The 22,865-nt window shown below is 42.0% G+C and carries 24 protein-coding genes; all 24 read left to right on the top strand.

Annotation, left to right across the window (positions count from 1 at the left end; all coding sequences use genetic code 11):
- Positions 1 to 95: 95 nt before the first annotated feature.
- The 24 genes from sdaAB to sucC all read left to right on the top strand — a co-directional run bounded on the left by sdaAB (position 96) and on the right by sucC (position 22,846).
- A complete protein-coding gene (gene sdaAB / locus QFZ72_RS18240; protein WP_223442225.1) occupies positions 96 to 758 on the top strand; it encodes an L-serine ammonia-lyase, iron-sulfur-dependent subunit beta in 663 nt (220 codons plus the stop codon).
- Positions 759 to 794: 36 nt separating this feature from the next.
- Positions 795 to 1,685 (top strand): L-serine ammonia-lyase, iron-sulfur-dependent, subunit alpha, encoded by an 891-nt coding sequence (sdaAA, locus tag QFZ72_RS18235; RefSeq protein WP_252205122.1) that lies wholly within the window; start codon positions 795 to 797, stop codon positions 1,683 to 1,685.
- Positions 1,669 to 3,723: an ATP-dependent DNA helicase RecG gene (gene recG / locus QFZ72_RS18230; protein WP_307436030.1), complete on the top strand. Its 2,055-nt coding sequence runs from the start codon at positions 1,669 to 1,671 to the stop codon at positions 3,721 to 3,723. The genes sdaAA and recG overlap by 17 nt, the downstream gene beginning before the upstream one ends.
- Positions 3,724 to 3,833: 110 nt before the next feature.
- Entirely contained in the window at positions 3,834 to 4,433 is a 600-nt protein-coding gene (gene fapR / locus QFZ72_RS18225; protein ID WP_307436028.1) for a transcription factor FapR, read from the top strand.
- The gene (gene plsX / locus QFZ72_RS18220; protein ID WP_307436025.1) at positions 4,417 to 5,433 is read left to right on the top strand and encodes a phosphate acyltransferase PlsX; all 1,017 of its coding nucleotides are present in this window, start codon (positions 4,417 to 4,419) and stop codon (positions 5,431 to 5,433) included. Before fapR ends, plsX begins: the two co-directional genes overlap by 17 nt.
- On the top strand, positions 5,430 to 6,374 hold the full coding sequence (gene fabD / locus QFZ72_RS18215) for an ACP S-malonyltransferase (protein WP_307436022.1): 945 nt from the start codon (positions 5,430 to 5,432) through the stop codon (positions 6,372 to 6,374). Before plsX ends, fabD begins: the two co-directional genes overlap by 4 nt.
- Entirely contained in the window at positions 6,374 to 7,114 is a 741-nt protein-coding gene (fabG, locus tag QFZ72_RS18210; RefSeq protein ID WP_307436020.1) for a 3-oxoacyl-[acyl-carrier-protein] reductase, read from the top strand. Before fabD ends, fabG begins: the two co-directional genes overlap by 1 nt.
- A gap of 93 nt (positions 7,115 to 7,207) precedes the next feature.
- The gene (gene acpP, locus QFZ72_RS18205; protein ID WP_307436017.1) at positions 7,208 to 7,441 is read left to right on the top strand and encodes an acyl carrier protein; all 234 of its coding nucleotides are present in this window, start codon (positions 7,208 to 7,210) and stop codon (positions 7,439 to 7,441) included.
- 99 nt (positions 7,442 to 7,540) lie between these two features.
- Positions 7,541 to 8,272, top strand: a complete 732-nt coding sequence (gene rnc / locus QFZ72_RS18200; protein ID WP_252205128.1) for a ribonuclease III — start codon at positions 7,541 to 7,543, stop codon at positions 8,270 to 8,272.
- A 206-nt stretch (positions 8,273 to 8,478) separates the two neighbouring features.
- Complete coding sequence (gene smc / locus QFZ72_RS18195) at positions 8,479 to 12,045, top strand: chromosome segregation protein SMC (RefSeq protein WP_307436012.1); 3,567 nt, start codon at positions 8,479 to 8,481, stop codon at positions 12,043 to 12,045.
- Between the two features lie 14 nt (positions 12,046 to 12,059).
- Positions 12,060 to 13,049 carry a signal recognition particle-docking protein FtsY gene (ftsY, locus tag QFZ72_RS18190; protein WP_307436009.1) on the top strand — a complete coding sequence of 330 codons (990 nt, stop codon included), beginning with the start codon at positions 12,060 to 12,062 and terminating at the stop codon, positions 13,047 to 13,049.
- 232 nt (positions 13,050 to 13,281) lie between these two features.
- Positions 13,282 to 13,617, top strand: a complete 336-nt coding sequence (locus QFZ72_RS18185; RefSeq protein WP_307436007.1) for a putative DNA-binding protein — start codon at positions 13,282 to 13,284, stop codon at positions 13,615 to 13,617.
- 12 nt (positions 13,618 to 13,629) lie between these two features.
- On the top strand, positions 13,630 to 14,973 hold the full coding sequence (ffh, locus tag QFZ72_RS18180; RefSeq protein ID WP_070877224.1) for a signal recognition particle protein: 1,344 nt from the start codon (positions 13,630 to 13,632) through the stop codon (positions 14,971 to 14,973).
- Positions 14,974 to 15,067: 94 nt separating this feature from the next.
- Complete coding sequence (gene rpsP / locus QFZ72_RS18175) at positions 15,068 to 15,340, top strand: 30S ribosomal protein S16 (protein WP_070877225.1); 273 nt, start codon at positions 15,068 to 15,070, stop codon at positions 15,338 to 15,340.
- 9 nt (positions 15,341 to 15,349) lie between these two features.
- Complete coding sequence (locus QFZ72_RS18170; RefSeq protein ID WP_133311086.1) at positions 15,350 to 15,580, top strand: KH domain-containing protein; 231 nt, start codon at positions 15,350 to 15,352, stop codon at positions 15,578 to 15,580.
- Between the two features lie 91 nt (positions 15,581 to 15,671).
- A complete protein-coding gene (locus QFZ72_RS18165; protein WP_307436002.1) occupies positions 15,672 to 16,052 on the top strand; it encodes a YlqD family protein in 381 nt (126 codons plus the stop codon).
- 12 nt (positions 16,053 to 16,064) lie between these two features.
- Positions 16,065 to 16,589: a ribosome maturation factor RimM gene (gene rimM, locus QFZ72_RS18160; protein ID WP_307436000.1), complete on the top strand. Its 525-nt coding sequence runs from the start codon at positions 16,065 to 16,067 to the stop codon at positions 16,587 to 16,589.
- A complete protein-coding gene (gene trmD, locus QFZ72_RS18155) occupies positions 16,586 to 17,317 on the top strand; it encodes a tRNA (guanosine(37)-N1)-methyltransferase TrmD (protein WP_307435997.1) in 732 nt (243 codons plus the stop codon). The genes rimM and trmD overlap by 4 nt, the downstream gene beginning before the upstream one ends.
- Before the next feature lie 165 nt (positions 17,318 to 17,482).
- On the top strand, positions 17,483 to 17,827 hold the full coding sequence (rplS, locus tag QFZ72_RS18150) for a 50S ribosomal protein L19 (protein WP_223442272.1): 345 nt from the start codon (positions 17,483 to 17,485) through the stop codon (positions 17,825 to 17,827).
- A gap of 120 nt (positions 17,828 to 17,947) precedes the next feature.
- Positions 17,948 to 18,481, top strand: coding sequence for a signal peptidase I (gene lepB, locus QFZ72_RS18145; RefSeq protein ID WP_307435994.1), 534 nt, complete (start codon positions 17,948 to 17,950; stop codon positions 18,479 to 18,481).
- A 22-nt stretch (positions 18,482 to 18,503) separates the two neighbouring features.
- Positions 18,504 to 19,361, top strand: a complete 858-nt coding sequence (gene ylqF, locus QFZ72_RS18140; protein WP_307435990.1) for a ribosome biogenesis GTPase YlqF — start codon at positions 18,504 to 18,506, stop codon at positions 19,359 to 19,361.
- Positions 19,362 to 19,488: 127 nt separating this feature from the next.
- The gene (locus QFZ72_RS18135) at positions 19,489 to 20,265 is read left to right on the top strand and encodes a ribonuclease HII (RefSeq protein WP_307435987.1); all 777 of its coding nucleotides are present in this window, start codon (positions 19,489 to 19,491) and stop codon (positions 20,263 to 20,265) included.
- A 13-nt stretch (positions 20,266 to 20,278) separates the two neighbouring features.
- Positions 20,279 to 21,529, top strand: a complete 1,251-nt coding sequence (locus tag QFZ72_RS18130; RefSeq protein ID WP_307435984.1) for an EscU/YscU/HrcU family type III secretion system export apparatus switch protein — start codon at positions 20,279 to 20,281, stop codon at positions 21,527 to 21,529.
- Positions 21,530 to 21,685: 156 nt separating this feature from the next.
- Positions 21,686 to 22,846 (top strand): ADP-forming succinate--CoA ligase subunit beta, encoded by a 1,161-nt coding sequence (sucC, locus tag QFZ72_RS18125; RefSeq protein WP_307435981.1) that lies wholly within the window; start codon positions 21,686 to 21,688, stop codon positions 22,844 to 22,846.
- Positions 22,847 to 22,865 lie beyond the last annotated feature (19 nt).

The following is a 22,865-nucleotide window of genomic DNA, read 5'->3' as shown; positions in this document are numbered from 1 at the left end:
TACGTTTTCGCAATGGATCATTTTCTGGTAAACTGAGATTTGCAGGGGAGAATTAGATTTTGTAAGTAACTTTTTTCTAAGCTTAGGGGGATATTATGAAATATAGAAGTGTATTTGATATCATTGGACCCATTATGATCGGCCCGTCAAGCTCGCATACAGCAGGGGCTGCAAGAATCGGGAGAGTGGCACGGAGCCTGTTTGGAAGAGAGCCGAAGTGGGCGGCTATTTCTTTTTACGGCTCGTTTGCCAAAACGTTTAAAGGACATGGCACAGATGTAGCCATTATCGGCGGATTGCTTGATTTTGACACATTTGATGAAAGAATAAAAACATCTTTAGAGATTGCAGATCAAAAAGGAATGAAAGTAACCTTCACTGAAGAGGAAGCCATAACCGATCATCCGAATACAGCACGTGTCATCATTGGCGACGATCAAGGCCAGCTTGAGCTGGTGGGAATCTCGATCGGCGGCGGAAAAATTGAGATTACTGAACTGAACGGATTTGAATTGAAATTATCAGGAAATCATCCTGCCATATTAGTTGTTCACAATGACCGTTTTGGCGCCATTGCAGCTGTAGCGAATGTTCTGGCGAAATATGCGATTAATATTGGCCATATGAATGTAGCTCGCAAGGAAAAAGGCAAGCTTGCACTAATGACAATTGAAGTAGATCAAAACATTGATACCGCTGTACTGGATGAACTTAAAACACTGCCGAATATTCTTCAAGTAACGAAAATAGCAGATTAAGCTGAAAGAAGCAGTGATGTGACTGGGGGAAAAAACATGTTTCGAAATGTAGCAGAACTAGTCGAACTTGCAGAAAGCAAGGGCGTTAAAATAGCAGAAATTATGATTCAGCAGGAAATGGAAATGACCGGAAGAACACGCGAGCAAATTTTGTCCATGATGGATCAGAATTTAACGGTAATGGAACAAGCCGTTGAAAAGGGACTTGCCGGGGTGAAATCTCATTCAGGGCTGACTGGAGGAGACGCTGTTCTCATGCAGGCCTATATTCAAAAGGGGAATTTCCTTTCTGGAGAAATTATTCTGGATGCCGTCAGTAAAGCGGTTGCCACAAACGAAGTTAATGCTGCAATGGGAACAATCTGCGCAACACCTACTGCAGGATCAGCGGGCGTTGTTCCAGGTACTCTTTTTGCTGTGAAAGCTAAATTAAATCCAAGCAGGGAACAAATGATTGATTTCTTATTTACGTCTGGTGCTTTTGGATTTGTCGTTGCAAATAATGCATCTATTTCCGGAGCTGCCGGAGGCTGTCAGGCTGAAGTCGGATCTGCTTCAGGCATGGCTGCAGCTGCCATAACGGAGATGGCAGGCGGCACACCTAGTCAGGCTGCAGAGGCAATGGCTATTACTCTGAAAAATATGCTCGGACTAGTTTGCGATCCGGTAGCCGGTTTAGTAGAAGTTCCGTGCGTAAAAAGAAATGCTATGGGTGCTGCAAATGCAATGATTGCTGCTGACATGGCTTTAGCAGGCATTACGAGCCGCATACCTTGTGATGAAGTGATCGATGCGATGTTCCGCATTGGGCAATCCATGCCGACTGCTCTTAAAGAAACAGCGCAGGGAGGACTGGCGGCAACTCCAACCGGCCGTGAACTCGAGGCGAAAATTTTTGGGATCTCGCTTGATGAACGCGGACAATAATCTCATGCAGCCTGTCAGTGCAGTAAAGGGAATAGGGGCGGAGTCTGAAGAGATCTTAAATGGAATGGGCATTTATACAGTAAAAGACTTAATTGAATATTTGCCATATCGTTATGAAGATTATCGCCTGAAAGACTTAGCGGAAGTACAGCATGATGAACGGGTGACAGTCGAGGGGAAGGTTCATAGTGAACCTTCTCTTGCCTTTTTCGGCAAAAAGAAATCAAGGCTGACTGTTCGGGTTCTCGTTGGAAGATATTTAATCAGCGCCGTGTTTTTTAACCGCCCATATTACAAAAAGAAGCTTGCTCTGCAGTCCATCATTACCATCTCAGGGAAATGGGACAAACACCGGCAGACGATTTCCGTCAGTGAAATCGTATTTGGTCCACAGGCAAAGCAGCATGAAATTGAACCGGTGTACTCTGTTAAAGAAAAGATAACAGTCAAAACGATGAGGAAATTCATCAATCAGGCATTGAGTCAATACGCTTCAGACATAACGGATATGATTCCTCTGCAGCTGATGGCGGCCTATCGTCTGCCGCCAAAAAAAGAGGCAATTTTTACGATGCATCATCCATTGAAGCATGAGGATTTAAAGCATGCAAGAAGATATTTTGTCTATGAGGAATTCCTTCTATTTCAACTGAAAATGCAGGCTTTGCGAAAATTTCAGCGGGAGCAGTCGCATGGAATTATCCATAAGATCGATCCATTGCAATTAGACGGATTTACGGAATCACTTCCGTTTCCGCTAACAAATGCTCAGCAAAGGGTTGTCAGTGAAATTTTAACCGACATGAAGTCAAATTACCGCATGAATCGCCTCCTTCAGGGAGATGTAGGTTCAGGTAAAACCGTAGTTGCGGCCATTGCCATGTATGCGGCTCATTTATCAGGCTATCAAGCTGCCTTGATGGTGCCGACGGAAATTTTGGCAGAACAGCATGCAGAATCACTTGCGCAAACCTTCAGCAGCTTCCCTGTCAATGTCTCCTTGCTGACTAGCTCAGTGAAAGGGAAAAAAAGAAGAGAACTGCTACAGAGAGTTGCAGATGGTGAAATCCAATTTATAGTCGGAACACACGCCCTGATTCAGCAGGATGTCCATTTTGCAAAACTTGGACTTGTTATAACAGATGAACAGCATCGCTTTGGTGTTGAGCAGAGAAAAGTGCTGCGCGCTAAAGGAGAAAATCCGGATGTCCTGTTTATGACAGCTACTCCAATTCCGAGAACGCTTGCCATCACGGCATTTGGAGAAATGGATGTCTCTGTGATCGACGAACTTCCGGCTGGCCGAAAACAAATTGAAACGTATTGGGTGAAGCACGAAATGCTAGACCGCATTCTTCGTTTTATTCATAAAGAGCTGCAGGAGGGAAGACAGGCTTATGTTATCTGTCCCCTTATTGAAGAGTCGGATAAGCTTGATGTTCAGAATGCAATCGATGTTCACGGCACCCTCGTTCATTTTTATAAAGACAAATGGAATGTAGGACTGATGCATGGCAGACTGACAAGTGCTGAAAAAGATGAAGTGATGAGAGAGTTCAGTGAAAACCGGGTTCAAATTTTGGTTTCGACAACCGTTGTTGAAGTAGGAGTCAATGTACCTAACGCGACTGTTATGATGATTTATGATGCAGAGCGCTTCGGCCTTTCACAGCTCCATCAATTAAGAGGACGAGTAGGAAGAGGAAGCTCACAGTCTTACTGTATTCTGCTTGCAGATCCAAAATCAGAAACCGGCAAAGAACGCATGCGGGTTATGACAGAAACAGCGGATGGCTTTGAACTGTCAGAGAAAGATCTGGAACTCAGAGGCCCGGGAGACTTTTTTGGCAGAAAGCAAAGCGGTATGCCTGAGTTTAAAGTGGCTGATATGGTTCATGATTACCGTGCGCTTGAAACTGCCCGGAGTGATGCGGCAAAGCTCGTTCAATCCGAAGCTTTCTGGCATTCGGATGATTACAGGGAGCTCAGAGACTATCTGGAAAAAACAGGTGTTGTTGATGGTGATAAATTAGATTAATAGAATACGAAAACATAGAAAGCAGATTGCATTTGGACCTTGCAATCTGCTTTATTTGATTATATACTACTATTAGTACCTAGTCTTAAGAGTGCGGACGGTGTCACTAAATGAGAAAATCAAAAAAAGAGCGGCAGTCGATGCTGCAGCAGACTATAAATGAAACACCTTTTATTACCGATGAAGAGCTCGCGGATAAATTCAGTGTCAGCATACAGACAATCAGGCTTGACCGGCTTGAGCTTTCTATTCCTGAGCTTCGCGAACGAATTAAGCATGTAGCTGTCAAGCAGCTTGACGATGAAGTGAAATCACTTCCTTTAGAAGAAGTAATCGGCGAAATTATCGATCTTGATCTTGATTCCTCTGCCATTTCTATTTTCGAAGTGAAAAAGGAGCATGTGTTTGTCCGGAATCAAATCGCACGCGGCCATCATTTATTTGCTCAGGCGAATTCACTGGCAGTTGCGGTAATAGATGATGAACTGGCTTTAACGGCTAAGGCGAATATTCGTTTTACAAGACAGGTTAAAGAGAAAGAAAGAGTGATCGCAAAAGCTAAAGTGATAAAAGTAGATGAAGATAAAGGAAGAACGACTGTTGATGTGAACAGTTATGTAGGAACCGAGCTGGTTTTCTCAGGCACATTTGACATGTATCGATCAAAAACAATGAAAAAGGCAGGTTTCAGCAATGAAGATCGCAATTGATGCAATGGGAGGAGACAATGCCCCTAAAGCAATCGTAGAAGGTGCAATGAAAGCTGTCACTTTATTTAACGATATTGAGATTATCTTATACGGTAAAGAAGCACTTATAAAAGAACATCTTTCAAATCCGGAAAGAATTACAATTGTACATACTGATACCGTTATTGAAGGAACAGATGAACCTGTCAGAGCGGTGAGAAGAAAAAAAGATGCATCAATGGTGCTGATGGCGAACGCTGTAAAAGAAGGACAGGCTGATGCCTGTATATCTGCCGGGAACACCGGTGCATTAATGACAGCAGGTTTGTTTATAGTAGGAAGAATTGATGGAATTGAAAGGCCGGCATTGTCGCCGACACTTCCAACCATTGAAGGACAAGGTTTCTTAATGCTTGATGTTGGGGCAAATGTTGACGCAAAGCCTGAGCATTTGCAGCAATACGCAATCATGGGCTCCATTTATGCCAAAAAGGTCCGCGGCCTTGCAAACCCAAGAATCGGTTTGCTGAATGTCGGCACAGAGGACAAAAAAGGAAATGAGCTGACAAAAGCAGCATTTCAATTATTGAAAGAATCCGATTTAAACTTTATTGGAAACGTTGAAGCAAGAGATCTTCTTGACGGAGCAGCTGATGTCGTTGTTACGGACGGATTTACCGGCAATGTTGCTTTAAAAACAATAGAGGGAACAGCGCTGTCCGTATTTAAAATGCTGAAGTCAGCACTGACCAGCAATATGAAATCTAAACTTGCAGCAGCAGTATTAAAGCCGCAATTAAAAGAGATCAAAGTGAAAATGGATTACTCTGAGTACGGCGGTGCCGGATTGTTCGGCCTGAAAGCGCCGGTTATTAAAGCGCACGGCTCTTCAGATCCTAACGCTGTCTACAATGCAATCCGCCAGGCGCGTGAGATGGTAAACAACGACGTCTGCAAAACCATTCAGAAAACAATTGAAAAAACGAACTCTGTTCGGGGCCTGAGAGGAGATAGAATATGAGTAAACTAGCCTTTATTTTCCCTGGTCAAGGGTCGCAGACCGTCGGCATGGGGAAAGATCTGTATGATGAAGTTGAAGCATCGCGCAGTGTGTTTGCAGCTGCAGATGACAAGCTTGGTTTTCAGCTTTCTGAGTTAATCTTTGAAGGTCCGCAAGAAAAGCTGACATTAACATACAACGCACAGCCGGCTCTGCTGACAGCAAGCATCGCTTTATTGGAAAAATTGAAAGAAAGCGGGATTCAGCCGGATTTTGTTGCTGGACACAGTCTTGGAGAATACACAGCACTTGTTGCAGGAGGAGTTCTTTCCTTTGAAGATGCTGTATATGCTGTCAGAAAACGCGGAGAATATATGAACGAAGCAGTTCCTGCAGGTGTCGGAGCTATGGCAGCCATTCTGGGAATGAATTCAGATGAGCTTCGCGAAGTAACAGAGCAAATCACAAACGATGGCTTCTCTGTACAGCTGGCGAACTTAAATTGCCCAGGTCAGATTGTCATTTCAGGAACAGCTGAAGGCGTGGAAAAGGCATCTGCATTAGCAAAAGAAAATGGCGCGAAAAGAGCAATCCCGCTTGATGTGAGCGGTCCGTTTCATTCAGAGCTGATGAAGCCTGCTGCAGAAAAGTTTAAAAGCATACTTGATGAAGTAAGCCTTAGTGATGCTTCTATACCAGTGGTGGCAAATGTAACGGCAGCGCCTGTAACAAGCAGCGCAGACATAAAAACCCTGCTTGTCGAACAATTGTTTTCACCAGTAAGATGGGAGCAATCAATCGGCGAAATGATTGAACAGGGTGTTACGACATTTGTTGAAATCGGTCCTGGAAAAGTTCTTTCAGGATTAGTGAAAAAAATCGATCGCAAGGTGAACACGATTGCTGTATCTGACTTAGCGTCAATCGAAGCTGCAATCGAAAAGCTCAGGGAGGTCAAATAATGGTTGAAGGTAAAGTGGCATTAGTTACTGGAGCATCAAGAGGAATCGGCCGCGCCATTGCACTTGAATTGGCTCAAAATGGTGCAAATGTAGCTGTAAATTACGCTGGGAGCGAAGCAAAAGCGAATGAAGTTGTTGATGAAATAAAGGCACTCGGCAGAGAAGCATTTGCCGTTCAGGCAGATGTCAGCGACAGTGATGCTGTAACTGCTATGGTCAAAGCCACAGTGGAGCAATTCGGCAGATTGGACATACTAGTTAACAATGCCGGCATTACAAAGGATAATCTGCTGATGAGAATGAAAGACTCTGAATGGGATGATGTCATTAACATCAATTTAAAAGGTGTTTTTCTCACAACAAAAGCAGTTACCCGCCAAATGATGAAGCAGCGTCAAGGACGAATCATCAATATTGCATCCATTGTAGGAGTTAGCGGAAATCCTGGTCAGGCGAATTATGTAGCGGCAAAAGCTGGTGTTATCGGTTTAACGAAAACAGCAGCTAAGGAGCTTTCATCGAGAAATATTACCGTCAATGCCATCGCACCCGGGTTTATTACAACCGATATGACGGATAAACTGACAGAAGAAGTGAAAAATGAAATGCTGAAGCAAATTCCGCTTGCCCGGTTTGGCGAGCCATCAGACATATCAAATGCGGTAACGTTTTTAGCTTCTGATAAAAGCAGCTATATCACAGGGCAAACGATCCATATCGACGGCGGAATGGTCATGTAAAAAAGATTTAGAGGTCTTCTTTTGGATTCTCTGATTTCGGCTAGTTTTTTAATTGGATATACACTATAATACTTTGAGGGGAGGTGAAATGTTATGGCAGATGTACTGGCTCGCGTAACGAAAATTATCGTTGACCGTCTTGGTGTTGATGAGGCTGAAGTAAAAATGGAAGCTTCTTTTAAAGACGATTTAGGTGCGGATTCCCTTGATGTAGTAGAACTTGTTATGGAACTTGAAGATGAGTTCGATATGGAGATTTCTGATGAAGATGCAGAAACAATTACAACAGTGGGAGACGCTGTGAACTACATACAAAGTCAACAGTAATGTTGCATTTAAAGTCCCGTTTTAAAGCGGGGCTTTATCCCTTTTAAAACATGGGAACAAAAAAGAAAAGATGCGTTTGTTTAAGTGATGGAGGTACCTATGCCGAAGATGAATTACAGAGAGAGAAGATCGTTTGTCAAAAAAGCAGAATTCAAACAATTTCAAGAACAAATTGGCCATACATTTCAAAATGAAAGACTTTTGTATCAAGCCTTCACACATTCATCCTATGTGAATGAGCATCGCAAAAAGCCTTACGAGGACAATGAAAGACTGGAATTTTTAGGAGATGCAGTTTTAGAATTAACGATTTCTCAGTTTTTATTTAAGAAATATCCAACAATGAGCGAAGGTGATTTAACAAAGGTCCGTGCAGCTATTGTATGTGAGCCGTCGCTTGTAGCATTCGCAAATGAATTATCATTTGGAAAGCTTGTACTGCTTGGTAAAGGTGAAGAAATGACTGGCGGAAGAGCTAGACCTGCTCTGCTAGCAGATGTTTTTGAAGCATTTATCGGAGCTTTATATTTGGATTCAGGGCTTGATCCTGTCGTTGCCTTTTTAGATAAATGTGTTTTTCCTAAAATTAATGATGGTGCTTTTTCTCATGTGATGGATTTCAAAAGTCAGCTGCAGGAGTTTGTTCAAAGAGACAGCAAAGGTTCTTTGGAATATAAAATTCTTCAGGAGAAAGGCCCTGCCCACAATCGTGAGTTTGTAGCCACTGTCTCTTTAAATGGAGAAATTCTCGGAACCGGAAACGGCAAATCAAAAAAAGCGGCTGAACAGCATGCCGCCCAGGAAGCATTAACAAAATTGAAACCTCATTAAGATGAATTAACCCCCGGAAATCAGGGGGTTCTCTTTATGTTCAGCAGTTTTCACAAGATGAGAAAATAATGGTTTCCTTCAAGATTTCTATTAAATTATCCGAGCATCTGAATGATAAGCGGGAAGGAGCTTTATCTTTTTAAACAAACTGGCCTGAATTATGATAGAATATGGTTGATTTTAAAGAATAGTAGGGAGGATCCTAAATGTTCCTCAAACGTTTGGATATAGTAGGATTTAAATCATTCGCAGAGCGGGTGAATGTAGATTTTGTAAAAGGGGTGACCGCAGTAGTCGGACCCAACGGCAGCGGGAAAAGCAATATAACAGACGCCATCAGATGGGTGCTCGGCGAGCAGTCGGCACGATCTCTCCGGGGAACGAAAATGGAGGATATTATCTTTGCCGGCAGTGACTCGAGAAAAGGCGTAAATATGGCGGAGGTTACTCTCACCCTTGATAACGAAGATCAGTTTCTGCCAATCGATTATCATGAAGTATCGGTTACGAGAAGAGTGTATAGATCCGGTGAAAGCGACTTTTATATAAACAATCAGTCTTGCCGGCTGAAAGATATTGTGGATCTTTTTATGGATTCCGGCCTTGGCAAAGAAGCTTTTTCAATCATCAGCCAAGGAAAAGTGGAAGAAATCCTCAGCAGCAAAGCGGAGGAAAGACGCAGCATCTTTGAAGAAGCGGCAGGTGTTTTAAAATATAAAACACGAAAGAAAAAAGCAGAGTTCAAGCTAGCGGAAACGCAGGAAAATCTCAATCGTGTTCAAGATATTCTTCATGAGCTTGAAGGCCAGGTTGAGCCTCTTAAAATTCAGGCATCGATTGCAAAGGATTTTCTTGAGAAAAAAGAAGAGCTGGAGCAATTTGAAGTAGCACTCACTGTCTATGAAATTGAAGAGCTGCATAAAAAATGGGAGTCTTTATCAGAGACTGTTGAGAATGGAAGACTGCAAGAAAGCAGTCTGTTCGCTTCTGTTCAAAAGAAAGAGGCTGAAATTGAACAAATCAGAGATCAGTCACAGGCTTTAGACGAATCAATTAATGATCTTCAGCAAGTGCTGCTCCTGGCAAGTGAGGACCTTGAAAAGCTCGAGGGCCGCAAAGAGGTACTTAAAGAGCGTAAAAAAAATGCACATCAGAATAAATCGCAGCTTCAAAAAATAATCGAAGAAGCATCTGAACGCACGTCAGCTCTTGAAAATGAAAAGAAAACTCAGTCAGCATTATTGGAAAAGCTTCAAAAAGAAGTCAGCGATCTTAAAATGCAGCTGCAGGAAAAACAAACACAGCTGTCCACGTACGATCAAAACATTGAAGAGAAAATCGAATCTCTCAAAAGTGAATATTTTGATTTGCTGAATGCGCAGGCCCAGGCAAGAAATGAAATGACTTACATAGATGATCAAATGGATCAGCAAACAAAGAAAACCGGCCGGTTAAAAGATGCGAATCAAAAATACATTAATGAGCGGATTGAGATTGAAGAGAAAAAGCGAAGACTTGAAGCAAAGCTCTCTTTACTTGAAGCTCAGCTGGATGAACAAATTAAAACCTTTCGTGCTGCACAGGCAAAATTAGAGAAGGATAAAGCAGCCTATCAAAAAAGAGAAACGTCTCTCTATCAAGCTTATCAATATTTGCAGCAGACGAAATCGCGCAAAGAAATGCTTGAGACCATGCAGGAGGATTACGCAGGCTTTTTCCAGGGTGTAAAGGAAGTGCTTAAGCAGCGTAATCAGCTCCAAGGCATTCATGGCGCTATTGCAGAGCTTATAACAACGGACAAGCAATTTGAAACTGCTGTAGAAATTGCCCTTGGAGGTGCTGCGCAGCATGTGGTTGTTGAAAACGAACAAGCTGCAAGAACAGCCATTTCATATCTGAAGAAAAATGCGTTTGGCCGGGCAACTTTTCTGCCTTTAACCGTAATGAAGGAACGCACCATATCAGCGCATGATCTTCAAACTCTTAGGACCCACAGTGCTTTTAAAGGAATTGCCTCAGACCTGGTTTCTTTTGACCCGCGCTACCAGAGGGCTGTATCTAATTTGCTCGGCACAGTCGTTGTCACAGAAGATTTGAAGGGTGCAAATGAACTTGCTAAACTGCTAAACTACCGTTTTCGCTTCGTTACAGTGGGCGGAGATGTTGTAAATCCTGGGGGATCGATGACAGGCGGAGCGGTCAAGCAAAAAAACAATTCACTCTTAAGCCGCAGCCGCGAATTAGAAACGATTGAAAAGCAATATAAAGAAATGAGCGATAAAACAAGTCAGCTCGAAGAAGATGTGAAATCACTGAAGCACTCGATTTTGGCTCAGGATCAGCAATTAGAGGTTCAAAGAGAAAAAGGAGAACAGCTGAGGATTGAAACACAGTCAGTGAGGTCCGAACTGAGAGAGATGGAAATGAACGAGAAGAATGTTAACAATCATCTTTCTCTTTATGATGCTGAAAAAGAATCATATCAGGATGAACAGGCCAGAATGATAAAGCGGAAAGAAGAGCTTGCTGTACAGCTGGATGCTTCTATGGAAAAAATGAAGCATCTGGATGAGCTTATCGCCGAATTATCGGCTCAAAAAACAACCCAGCAATCTTCTAAAGAAGAAGTTCAAAACGCAATAACAGATCTAAAAGTTGTTTTAGCAAGCAAAAAGCAATCACTCGAAAACCAGCTTGAAAAAGCAGAGCGGACGAAGCTTGAGCTTGATAATCAGCATAAGAAACTGACTGAAGCACGGGAAGATTTGAATTTCCTGCACGATGAAATGAATTCCAATTTCTCGGGCGAGGAAAAATTGGAGGAAACTGCCCGTCAAAAACGCGAAGACAAAAACAAGACCATTGAACTGATTTCCGTCAGACGAAATCAGCGCCTGAAACTCCAGGATCAGCTTGAAGTTTCTGAACGGGAAGTGAAAGAATTAAATAGGCAGCACAAGCAGCTTTCAGATCTTTTAAAAGATGAAGAGGTCAGATTAAACCGATTTGATGTAGAGCTTGATAATCGATTAAATCATTTGCGCGTGGAATACTTGCTTACATTTGAAGCGGCGAAGGAAAAATATGTACTGGATCTTGATGTCAATGAGGCACGCAAGCGCGTAAAACTTATTAAGCTTGCGATTGAAGAGCTTGGAACTGTCAACCTTGGAGCGATCGATGAATATGAGAGAGTTTCAGAACGGTTCCATTTCCTGACTGATCAGCGCAATGACCTTCAAGAAGCCAAAGACACTCTCTATCAGGTCATCGATGAAATGGATGAAGAAATGAAAAAGAGATTTCATCATACCTTTACCCAAATCAGATTTCATTTCGAATCTGTCTTTCAAGCGCTATTTGGCGGCGGCCGTGCAGAGCTCAGGCTTACAAACCCGGATGATTTACTGAACACAGGGGTAGATATTGTCGCTCAGCCTCCAGGAAAAAAACTTCAAAACCTGGGTCTTTTATCTGGCGGAGAGCGTGCATTAACGGCAATCGCATTGCTTTTCTCAATTTTAAAAGTCCGTCCTGTGCCATTTTGCGTACTTGATGAGGTTGAAGCAGCGCTTGATGAAGCGAATGTCCACAGATTTTCTCAATACCTGAAGAAATTCAGCAAAGACACACAATTTATCGTCATTACCCACCGCAAAGGGACGATGGAAGATGCTGATGTTCTGTATGGCGTCACCATGCAGGAGTCAGGCGTGTCTAAAATGGTATCGGTCCGCTTGGAAGAAACAAAAGAATTTGTGCAATCAGGATGAAAGGAAGAAGCTGAATGAGTTTTTTAAAAAAATTAAAAGAGAAATTTACACAGCAGCAGCAGCCGGATTCTTCACCGGAAAAATTTAAAGACGGCCTGACAAAAACACGGGTCTCATTTTCAGAACGGGTAAATAACCTTGTAGCCCGCTACCGTAAAGTAGATGAAGAGTTTTTTGAAGAGCTTGAGGAGGTATTGATCGGTGCCGATGTTGGCGTATCAACGGTTATGGAACTGATTGACGAGCTGAAAACAGAAGTTAAACGACGCAACATTCAAGATTCAAAAGATGTGCGCTCTGTCATTTCAGAAAAACTCGTTGACATCTATCAAGGAGAAGATGCCGAATCGCCAAAACTTGATATTCAAGAAGGCCGATTAAACGTCGTATTGTTTGTTGGAGTTAACGGTGTTGGAAAAACAACGACGATCGGCAAACTCGCACACAAACTTAAAAGTGATGGCAAGTCCGTCCTGCTCGCTGCAGGTGACACATTCCGCGCCGGTGCGATTGAACAGCTTGAAGTATGGGGAGAGCGCGTAGGAGTTGATGTGATCAAGCAATCAGCCGGTTCAGATCCAGCTGCTGTCATGTTCGATGCTGTTCAGGCCGCTAAAGCCAGGAAAGTAGATGTCCTATTATGTGATACAGCAGGACGGCTGCAAAATAAGGTGAACCTTATGAAAGAACTCGAAAAAGTGAAGCGCGTCATTGAACGTGAAATCCCTGGTGCCCCGCATGAAGTCATGCTCGTCCTTGATGCAACAACAGGCCAAAATGCCATGGTCCAGGCGAAACAATTCTCTCAGGCGACAGATGTATCAGGTATTGTCCTGACGAAACTTGATGGAACTGCAAAAGGCGGCATCGTCCTTGCTATCCGCAATGAACTGAGCATACCGGTGAAATTTGTCGGCCTCGGTGAAAAAATGAATGACCTTCAGGAATTTGATGCAGAACAGTATGTATATGGACTATTTGCTGATTTAGTAGAAGAAGCATAAACAGATGAAACTGTCTCATGAAGTCGTGTTTACGGCTTAAGCTGAGACAGTTTTTTTCTTTTTCAGTTCCTTTAAATAAATAGCAGGAAATTCAATCCTATGCATGAAAAAACGGGTCTGACCAGTCGGTTCCGCTTTTCTAAGTGTTAAGAAAAAAACTTGACAAGGAATTCAATAGCTTGTAAACTAATGACTTGTAAAGGCAATTCCCTTAACAAAGGAGAGACGCTGAGTGATGCTTGAAAAAACAACGAGAGTAAATTATCTCTTTGACTTTTATCAATCGTTGTTAACACCAAAGCAAAAAAGCTATATGTCGCTTTATTATCTTGATGATTACTCCTTGGGTGAAATTGCTGAAGAGTACGACATTAGCCGGCAGGCCGTGTATGATAACATAAAACGAACTGAGGCAATGTTAGAGCAATATGAAACCAAACTATTGCTTTTTCAAAAATTTCAAGAGCGTCAACAATTGATTAAACAATTAAAAGCTGCAGCGTTCAAGATTGATCAGGAACGTTCACTTTTTTTGACGCTGATTGAGGCGCTGGAGAAATTAGATTAGGAGGCGGCATGTATGGCATTTGAAGGATTAGCCGACCGACTGCAGAATACAATCGCAAAAATCCGCGGCAAAGGCAAAGTGTCGGAGTCTGATGTAAAAGAAATGATGCGTGAAGTGCGTTTAGCGCTTCTAGAAGCAGACGTTAACTTTAAAGTCGTAAAAGATTTTGTAAAAAAAGTAAGCGAACGGTCAGTAGGGCAGGAAGTTATGACAAGCTTAACTCCTGGCCAGCAGGTCATTAAAGTTGTTAAAGAAGAGCTGACTGCTTTAATGGGCGGCGAACAGAGCAAAATTGCCGTCGCCAACAGACCGCCAACCGTTATTATGATGGTTGGACTGCAAGGTGCCGGTAAAACAACGACAACAGGAAAGCTTGCGAACCTGCTTCGAAAGAAACATAACCGCAATCCTCTTCTCGTCGCTGCAGATATTTACCGTCCAGCTGCCATCAAACAGCTTGAAACGCTTGGAAAACAGCTGAATATGCCTGTCTTTTCCTTGGGTGATCAAGTGAGTCCTGTTGAAATTGCCAAGCAGGCGATTGAACATGCAAAAAAAGAGCATCTTGATTACGTTCTGATTGATACAGCAGGCCGTCTTCATATTGATGAAACACTGATGGATGAGCTTCAGCAGGTAAAAGAATTATCAAAACCTGATGAAATTTTCCTCGTTGTTGATGCAATGACCGGACAGGATGCCGTAAATGTAGCGCAAAGCTTCAATGATCAGCTCGGCTTAACAGGCGTTGTCCTGACAAAGCTTGATGGTGACACTCGAGGCGGGGCTGCACTATCCATCAGATCTGTTACCCAAACACCGATTAAATTCGTTGGTCTTGGAGAAAAATTGGATGCGATTGAAGCATTTCATCCAGAACGCATGGCATCCCGTATTTTAGGCATGGGCGATGTTCTCACATTGATTGAGAAGGCACAGGCCAATGTGGATGAAGATAAGGCAAAAGAACTCGAACAAAAAATGAGGACTGCTTCGTTTACATTTGACGACTTCCTCGAACAGCTCGGACAAGTCCGCAGCATGGGACCGCTTGATGAGCTTCTTGGAATGCTCCCTGGCGCTAACAAAATTAAAGGTTTAAAAAATGCTCAAGTCGATGAGAAACAGATTGGTTCTGTTGAAGCTATCATCCGTTCGATGACAAAGGAAGAAAAACAGCATCCTGAAATCATCAACTCTGGCCGCAGAAAACGGATTGCAAAAGGAAGCGGAACGACCGTACCGGAAGTTAACCGTCTTTTAAAGCAATTTGAGGACATGAAAAAGATGATGAAGCAAATGACGAGCATGTCAAAAGGGAAGAAAAAAGGCGGAATGAAATTTCCGTTTATGTAACAATTTTTAGGTGTTAAGAAAAAACACTTTACAAAGTGCTTTTTCATTGATATCATACTATCTTGTTGAAATATTTTCGGAGGTGCTTTATAAAATGGCAGTAAAAATTCGTTTAAAACGCATGGGAGCTAACAAATCTCCTTTCTATCGTATCGTAGTTGCAGATTCTCGTTCACCACGTGATGGACGTTTCATCGAAACAGTTGGAACTTACAATCCTGTTGCTAACCCGGCAATCGTTGACATTAACGAAGAGCTTGCTCTTAAATGGATGCAAAATGGTGCAAAACCATCTGACACAGTTCGCAACTTGTTCTCAAACCAAGGCATTATGGAAAAATTCCATAACGCTAAACACAGCAAGTAAGGCTGAATGATGAAAGAGTTAATCGAGTCGATCGTGAAGCCGCTTGTTGACCATCCTGAAGATGTGTCTGTTGTAGAAAATGAACGTGAACATCAAATTGTCTACGAATTAACCTTACATCAAGATGATATCGGCAAGGTGATTGGAAAACACGGCCGGATAGCGAAGGCGATTCGGACTGTTGTATACGCAGCAGGATCTAACTCTAAAAAAAGAGTCCAGTTGGAAATTAATGATTAAGCAAAAAAGGGGAGGTATAACCTCCTCTTTTTTTGTACAATGAAAGTGTTGAATATCTCTGTTATTAGAATAGCTTACCGGAGGAATGGCGATGGAAATCTTCCAGACAGTTACCGTCAAACAAATATTGACAGAAACGAGCAGGGAACAGCTTTTAAATCATTTCATGCAAACCAAACAGCAGCTGGAACGGGAAATTGATCAGCTTGCCTTTCAGCTCAAGAAAAAAGAAAAAACGAATCAGACAGAAGAAATGCGCAAACAATATCAGCGGGAAATATCAAAGCGGATGGACAAAATAAAAATAGCCGACTTTCAAATACAGCAAATACATATCCTGCCGCTTGGAAGCGAAATAAAAGAAAAAGAGATGAACGCCATTCTGGAGGTTCATGTCGGGGACCGCTGGGATGATCTTATAAAGGAAAAGACGATTGTGATTAAAGATGGTTTTGTAGTCGAAATACGCTAGAGGTGAATGGTAATGACAGAAAAATGGTTTAATGTAGGTAAGATTGTAAATACTCACGGTGTAAAAGGAGAAGTCAGAGTTTTATCAACGACCGATTTTCCTGAAGAACGATATCAGACAGGCAACGTTCTTTATCTCTTTCAATCTGAACAAAAAGAGCCTGTGGAAGTAAAAATAAAGACACATCGTTTTCATAAAACATTTGATCTTCTTACCTTTGAAGGGCATGGTTCTATTAATGATGTCGAGAAATATAAAAATTATCTTATTAAAGTCCCTGAAAGCCAGTTAACAGATCTTGATGAAGGTGAGTACTATTTTCACGAAATTATTGGATGTACTGTTTTAACAGACGCTGGAGAAGAAATTGGAACGATTAAAGAAATTCTCGAAACAGGGGCCAATGACGTCTGGATTGTCAAAAGAAAAAACAAAAAGGATGCGTTAATTCCTTTCATTGACGACGTTGTTAAAGAAATTGATGTTGAAGAAAAGCGCATTATTATTTCATTAATGGAAGGACTAATTGACGAATGAGAATTGATTTCTTAACCCTCTTTCCCGAAATGTTTCATGGTGTAATCGGCAATTCCATTTTAAAAAAAGCGGAAGAAAAGGGTGCCGTCAGCTTTAAAGTAACCAATTTCAGAGATTACTCTGACCATAAGCACTCCATTGTTGATGACTATCCATATGGCGGAGGAGCGGGCATGGTTCTTAAGCCGCAGCCTATATTTGATGCTGTACAAGATATTCAAAAGGAAAGTGCATCTGCCCCTAAAATTATTCTCGTATGCCCCCAGGGTGAAACCTATTCTCAGAGAAAAGCAGAGGAACTGGCAAAGGAAGACCATCTTGTTTTTATCTGCGGACATTATGAAGGATATGACGAGAGAATCAGAGAGCATTTAGTAACGGATGAAATTTCGATTGGAGATTTTATTCTTACCGGCGGAGAACTGGCTTCAATGGTTATCGCTGACAGCGTCGTCAGGCTGCTTCCGGACGTTTTGGGCAATGAGGACTCTCCTGTGCTCGATTCCTTCAGCACAGGGCTCCTGGAGCATCCTCACTACACTCGTCCATCTGAATTCCGCGGAATGAAGGTTCCGGATGTCTTAATCTCCGGCAATCATGCTAAAATTGATGAATGGCGGGAAAAAGAATCGCTTCGCCGGACTTTTAACAGGAGACCGGATTTGCTGAACTCCTTCGATCTATCAGACAAGCAGAAAAAGTGGATAGAAGAATTTAAAAAAGGTTAAATGCAGTATTGCATGAGAAGATTCGATATGATATGATGTTTCTTGTGATTTGGTTGCCTATAAAGTGTTTTTCCTTGAAAGGCATTTGGCGCTCATCACACTAAAACGGTGTTCCGCTGCATGATTTATTTTGTAATGAACATCTGTTGGAAGGAGTTGAAAACGATGCAAAAACTAATTGAAGATATCACTAAAGAACAATTAAGATCTGATCTTCCTGCTTTCCGTCCTGGAGACACTGTACGTGTACACGTTAAAGTTGTTGAGGGAACTCGTGAGCGTGTTCAGATTTTTGAAGGTGTTGTCATTAAGCGTCGTGGTGGTGGAATCAGCGAAACTTTCACAGTTCGCAAAATTTCTTATGGGGTAGGCGTAGAACGTACATTCCCAGTTCACACACCTAAAATCGCACAGTTAGAAGTTATCCGTCGCGGTAAAGTACGCCGTGCGAAACTTTACTACTTGCGCGAATTACGCGGTAAAGCGGCTCGTATTAAAGAAATTCGATAATCGATCGTACCAAAAAGGGCTTGTTTGCTTTGAACAAGCCCTTTTTTCTTAATATAAACAATGAAAAGCTGACAATAAAAGATTCATGACAAAAACGTGTATGAGAAGGTGAGCTTAAAGATGACTCGAAAAAAGAGCGAGTTGTTTGAATGGATCAAAGCACTTGCTATTGCAGTAATACTCGCAGCCGTTATCCGATATTTCTTATTTGCACCAATTGTTGTGGATGGATTGTCCATGATGCCTACCCTGCACGATCAGGACCGCATGATAGTTAATAAGATAGGATATAAAATAGGTGAACCGGAGCGGTTTGATATTGTCGTTTTTCATGCAACTGAAGAAAAGGACTACATCAAAAGAGTCATTGGACTTCCGGGAGAGCGTGTAGAATACCGTGATGATATGCTCTACATTAACGGAAAAGCCTATGAAGAGCCTTATTTAGATGAATATAAAAACACGTTAATTGACGGACCTTTAACAGAACCGTTTACAGTTGAAGAAGTCCCTGAAGGCCAGTTGTTTGTAATGGGTGATAACCGCAGATACAGCAAAGACAGCCGCCATATCGGCCCGGTATCCAAAGATGAGGTAATGGGACAAACAAGCCTGATCTACTGGCCATTAAATGATATTCGATTTGTTGAGTAAAGAAATAAAGCAGGTGTAAAGTATGACTATCCAATGGTTTCCCGGCCACATGGCCAAAGCAAGACGTCAAGTAACCGAAAAATTAAAGTTAATAGATATCGTTTTTGAACTTGTAGATGCGAGAATTCCGGTATCATCAAGAAATCCGATGATCGATGAAATTATATCGAGCAAACCGAGAATTGTGCTGCTGAATAAAGCTGACATGGCTGATCCGAAGGCGACACAGCAATGGCTTGCCTATTTTAAAGAGCAGGGGATTCACGCATTGCCGATAGACGCTAAAACTGGTACCGGCATGAAACAGATTGTTTCGATGTCAAAAGAAGTCCTGAAAGAAAAGTTTGACAGACTGGCTGCAAAAGGGGTTAAACCAAGAGCGATTCGCGCATTGATTATCGGCATTCCAAATGTCGGAAAGTCGACGCTTATCAACCGTCTGGCAAAGAAAAATATGGCGAAAACCGGAGATCGTCCGGGAGTCACTACTGCCCAGCAGTGGGTTAAAGTAGGCAAGGAGCTTGAGCTGCTTGATACTCCAGGAATTCTATGGCCTAAATTTGAAGATGAGCTTGTCGGACTAAAACTGGCAACTACAGGTGCTATAAAAGATGCGATCTTAAACCTTCAGGAAGTTGCGTTATATGCATTGGAATTTTTAAGCGAAAAGTATCCAAATCGGCTTAAAGAAAGATATGCACTTGAAGAAATCCCTGAGGATCGTGTTGAGCTTTTTGATGCTGTAGCGAAAAAAAGAGGATGCATCATGTCTGGCGGCTGGGTGGACTATGATAAAACATCCGAGCTTCTCCTAAGAGAAATCCGCTCTGAAAAACTGGGACGCCTGAGCTTTGAAACGACAGAAAGCATTCAGCAATAAGAAAAGAAGACTCGCTATATGGCGCGTCTTTATTTTTTTTGTAAATGAAGAATGAAGAAAGTCCAGGGTAATTAACTCATTTTTCGCTTTTATACCTACATACCGATAAATAAAGGCTGTGATATCCATGAAAAAACAAACAACTGAGCAAATCAGGCAAAAATTGATTCAAATCGAACATACAGGCGACCCTTTTTTACTTGAATGCGGAAAAGATGAACGAAAAAGTGTACAAAAACTGGTCGAAAAATGGATGCGTGAATTTGAACAGAAGAAAAGAGATAAGCAGATGTTTGAAGACATGATGACATTTGAGCGTCAGGCAAGAGACAAGGGATATAAATACATATGCGGAATTGATGAAGTCGGACGCGGTCCTCTGGCAGGGCCTGTTGTGGCTGCTGCTGTTATCCTTCCTGAAGATTTTTTCCTGCCAGGGTTAACTGATTCCAAAAAACTGTCAGCAGAAAAAAGAGAGTTATTTTTTGAGATAATTGTCAGTGAGTCTGTCGCTTATGGAATCGGGGCTATTTCACCTGCGCAAATTGATGAGATGAACATCTATCAGGCTACTAAAGCTGCTATGCTGAAGGCTGTAGATGAGCTCGCTGTGCGGCCTGAGTATATGCTCATTGATGCGATGGAGATTGCCCTGCCAATCCCTCAAGAATCATTGATAAAAGGGGATGCAAGAAGCGTGAGCATCGCTGCGGCCTCCGTCGTGGCAAAAGTCACCAGAGATCGAATCATGAAAAAGCTTGCGCAGAAATTTCCCCAGTACGGGTTTGATCAAAATATGGGATATGGAACAAAGCTGCATCTTGAAGCTTTAAATAAGAATGGTGTAACAGACTATCACCGCAAGAGCTTTTCACCTGTGAAAGAAATGGCATTAAGTAAATAAGGGAGCAGTAATAATGAATAAAATCATTGCAGGTAAAAGGCAGATGCTCATTCAAAAAGAAGAAATGCCTGCATTCAGGAAGAACAGCATCATTTATGGAAAGATCCTTGAAAAAAGCGGTGACCTTGCCGTCATACAAATTGGAGATACTAAACTAAAGGCGATGATCGACAGCAGCCTTCCTTCTTCAGGGACCTATTGGTATGAAGTTAAATCCAGTAAAGAGGGCAATTCCGTTCTTCTGAAAATGCTGACCAAAGCTAATGGCCGCGATGAGCCTTCAGATGCACCGCAATTTATTCTGAAGCTCCTTAAAGAAGCAAATATTGCCAGAACAAAAGAGCATGTTGATTTCTTGCAGCGGGTGCTGCGGGAGCACCCTGGGATAACCCGAAAAGACCTTCAGCAAGTATTGCAGCATGCAGCAGATTCAGGAAGTGATCATCCAGCAAAGCTGATGTCGTCCCTATCATTCGCCCTGAAAAATAACCTTCCGCTGTCGGACGCGGTCATAAATTCCTTATGTGAGGTTCAGAGCAGGGTAACCCTGTATGATCAATTAAAACAGCTGAACAGCGTAATAGAGACAGAAAAGCTCCCGTTAAATGCTCTGAAGGCTCAAATAGGTTCAATGGTTGCTCAGGATTTCGCAAATAATGCAAACAATCTGGCCGGTGTATTATCTTTCTTTCAAAAGCAGCTTGGTTTAAAGGGGGAAATCTCCTTATTACAGCAGCTTGCAAAGGGCGCAGATCTTATACACCAAGAGGACAGCTTGAAGCTTCTTTTGCTGACAGCAAGTCAGAACCAGACAAATCAGGCTGTAAAAGAAAAAATCGATCAGCTTATTTCTAAGCTGAATGGACAGGCTTTGTTAGGTGCTGACCAAGGAATCACCCAGCACTGCTTCATGCAAATACCGCTGCATTATGGGCAATTTCAATCCGATCTGAACATCGAGTGGACGGGCAGAAAGAACGAAAGGGGCGAAATCGACCCGGATTACTGCAGAGTTCTTTTTTACTTAAACATGAATGTTCTTAAAGATATTATGATTGATCTACATATTCAAAACCGTATTATGACGGTCACGATCTATAATCAATTCAAGGATCCGTCATTAATTGAAATCCTTCATAAGATGGAAGTGAACGAGCAAATTCCGGAAGAACTTTATCAGGCAGTCGCTGAAATATTTTCATTTATTTATCATGTTGATAAAGAAGCAGAAACCATGTCAGAGAAGAGTAAAGGGCAAGATTGATAATATTTTATATTACTAGAAAAATAATTTTAGTGAAAAAGTTAGAAAAAAATAAAGGATTCGACGAATTTCTGCAGAATAGTAGACAAGGAATCAACTATTTTATAAAATGAAAGCGCAGTCTAATTTTTCGTACATAAGTTAGGAGGATGGGAAATGAATATCCATGAGTATCAAGGAAAAGAAATCCTTAGAAAATATGGAGTAGCAGTACCAAACGGCAAAGTTGCCTTCACAGTTGAAGAAGCAGTGTCAGCAGCAAAAGAATTAGGTACTGAAGTAGTTGTTGTAAAAGCTCAGATCCATGCGGGCGGCCGCGGAAAAGCTGGCGGGGTAAAAGTTGCAAAGAATATTGAAGAAGTAGAAACTTATGCGAAAGAAATTTTAGGGAAAACGCTAGTTACCCACCAGACAGGTCCGGAGGGCAAAGAAGTAAAACGCTTACTTATCGAAGAAGGCTGCGATATTAAGAAAGAATACTATATCGGACTTGTACTCGACCGCGCGACTTCACGTGTTGTTTTAATGGCATCTGAAGAAGGCGGAACGGAAATTGAAGAAGTTGCAGAAGCAACTCCTGAAAAGATTTTCAAAGAAGTAATCGATCCTGCTGTAGGTTTACAAGCTTACCAGGCTCGCAGAATTGCTTTTAATATTAATATTCAGAAAGAATTAGTCGGGCAGGCTGTTAAATTCATGATGAGCCTGTACAAAGCGTTCACTGAAAAAGACTGTTCAATTGCTGAAATCAATCCTCTTGTTGTAACAGGAGACGGAAAAGTAATGGCGCTGGATGCAAAATTAAACTTTGACTCAAATGCCCTTTACCGCAGAAAAGATATTCTTGAATACCGTGATCTTGATGAAGAAGATGCTAAAGAGATCGAAGCTTCTAAATATGACTTAAGCTATATTTCTTTAGATGGAAATATCGGCTGTATGGTAAATGGAGCAGGACTTGCAATGGCAACGATGGATATCATCAAGTACTACGGCGGGGACCCGGCAAACTTCCTGGACGTTGGGGGCGGTGCAACGGCTGAGAAGGTAACAGAAGCATTTAAGATTATCCTTTCAGATCAAAACGTAAAAGGGATTTTCGTCAACATTTTCGGCGGAATCATGAAATGTGACATTATCGCTCAGGGTGTTGTTGAGGCAACGAAACAAGTCGGCCTTGAAATTCCTTTAGTTGTCCGTTTAGAAGGCACTAACGTAGAGCTTGGCAAACAAATCTTAAATGAATCCGGTTTAAATATCACATCTGCAGAATCAATGGCTGATGGCGCACAAAAAATCGTATCTTTAGTAGGGTAAGAAAGGCAGGGGACTTAAG

This window comes from Bacillus sp. V2I10 (assembly GCF_030817055.1).
In the GTDB taxonomy this organism is placed as follows: Bacteria; Bacillota; Bacilli; order Bacillales; family Bacillaceae; genus Bacillus_P.
The sequence above is the reverse complement of the archived record's forward strand: the minus strand, read 5'-3'. Positions and strand labels throughout refer to the sequence as shown.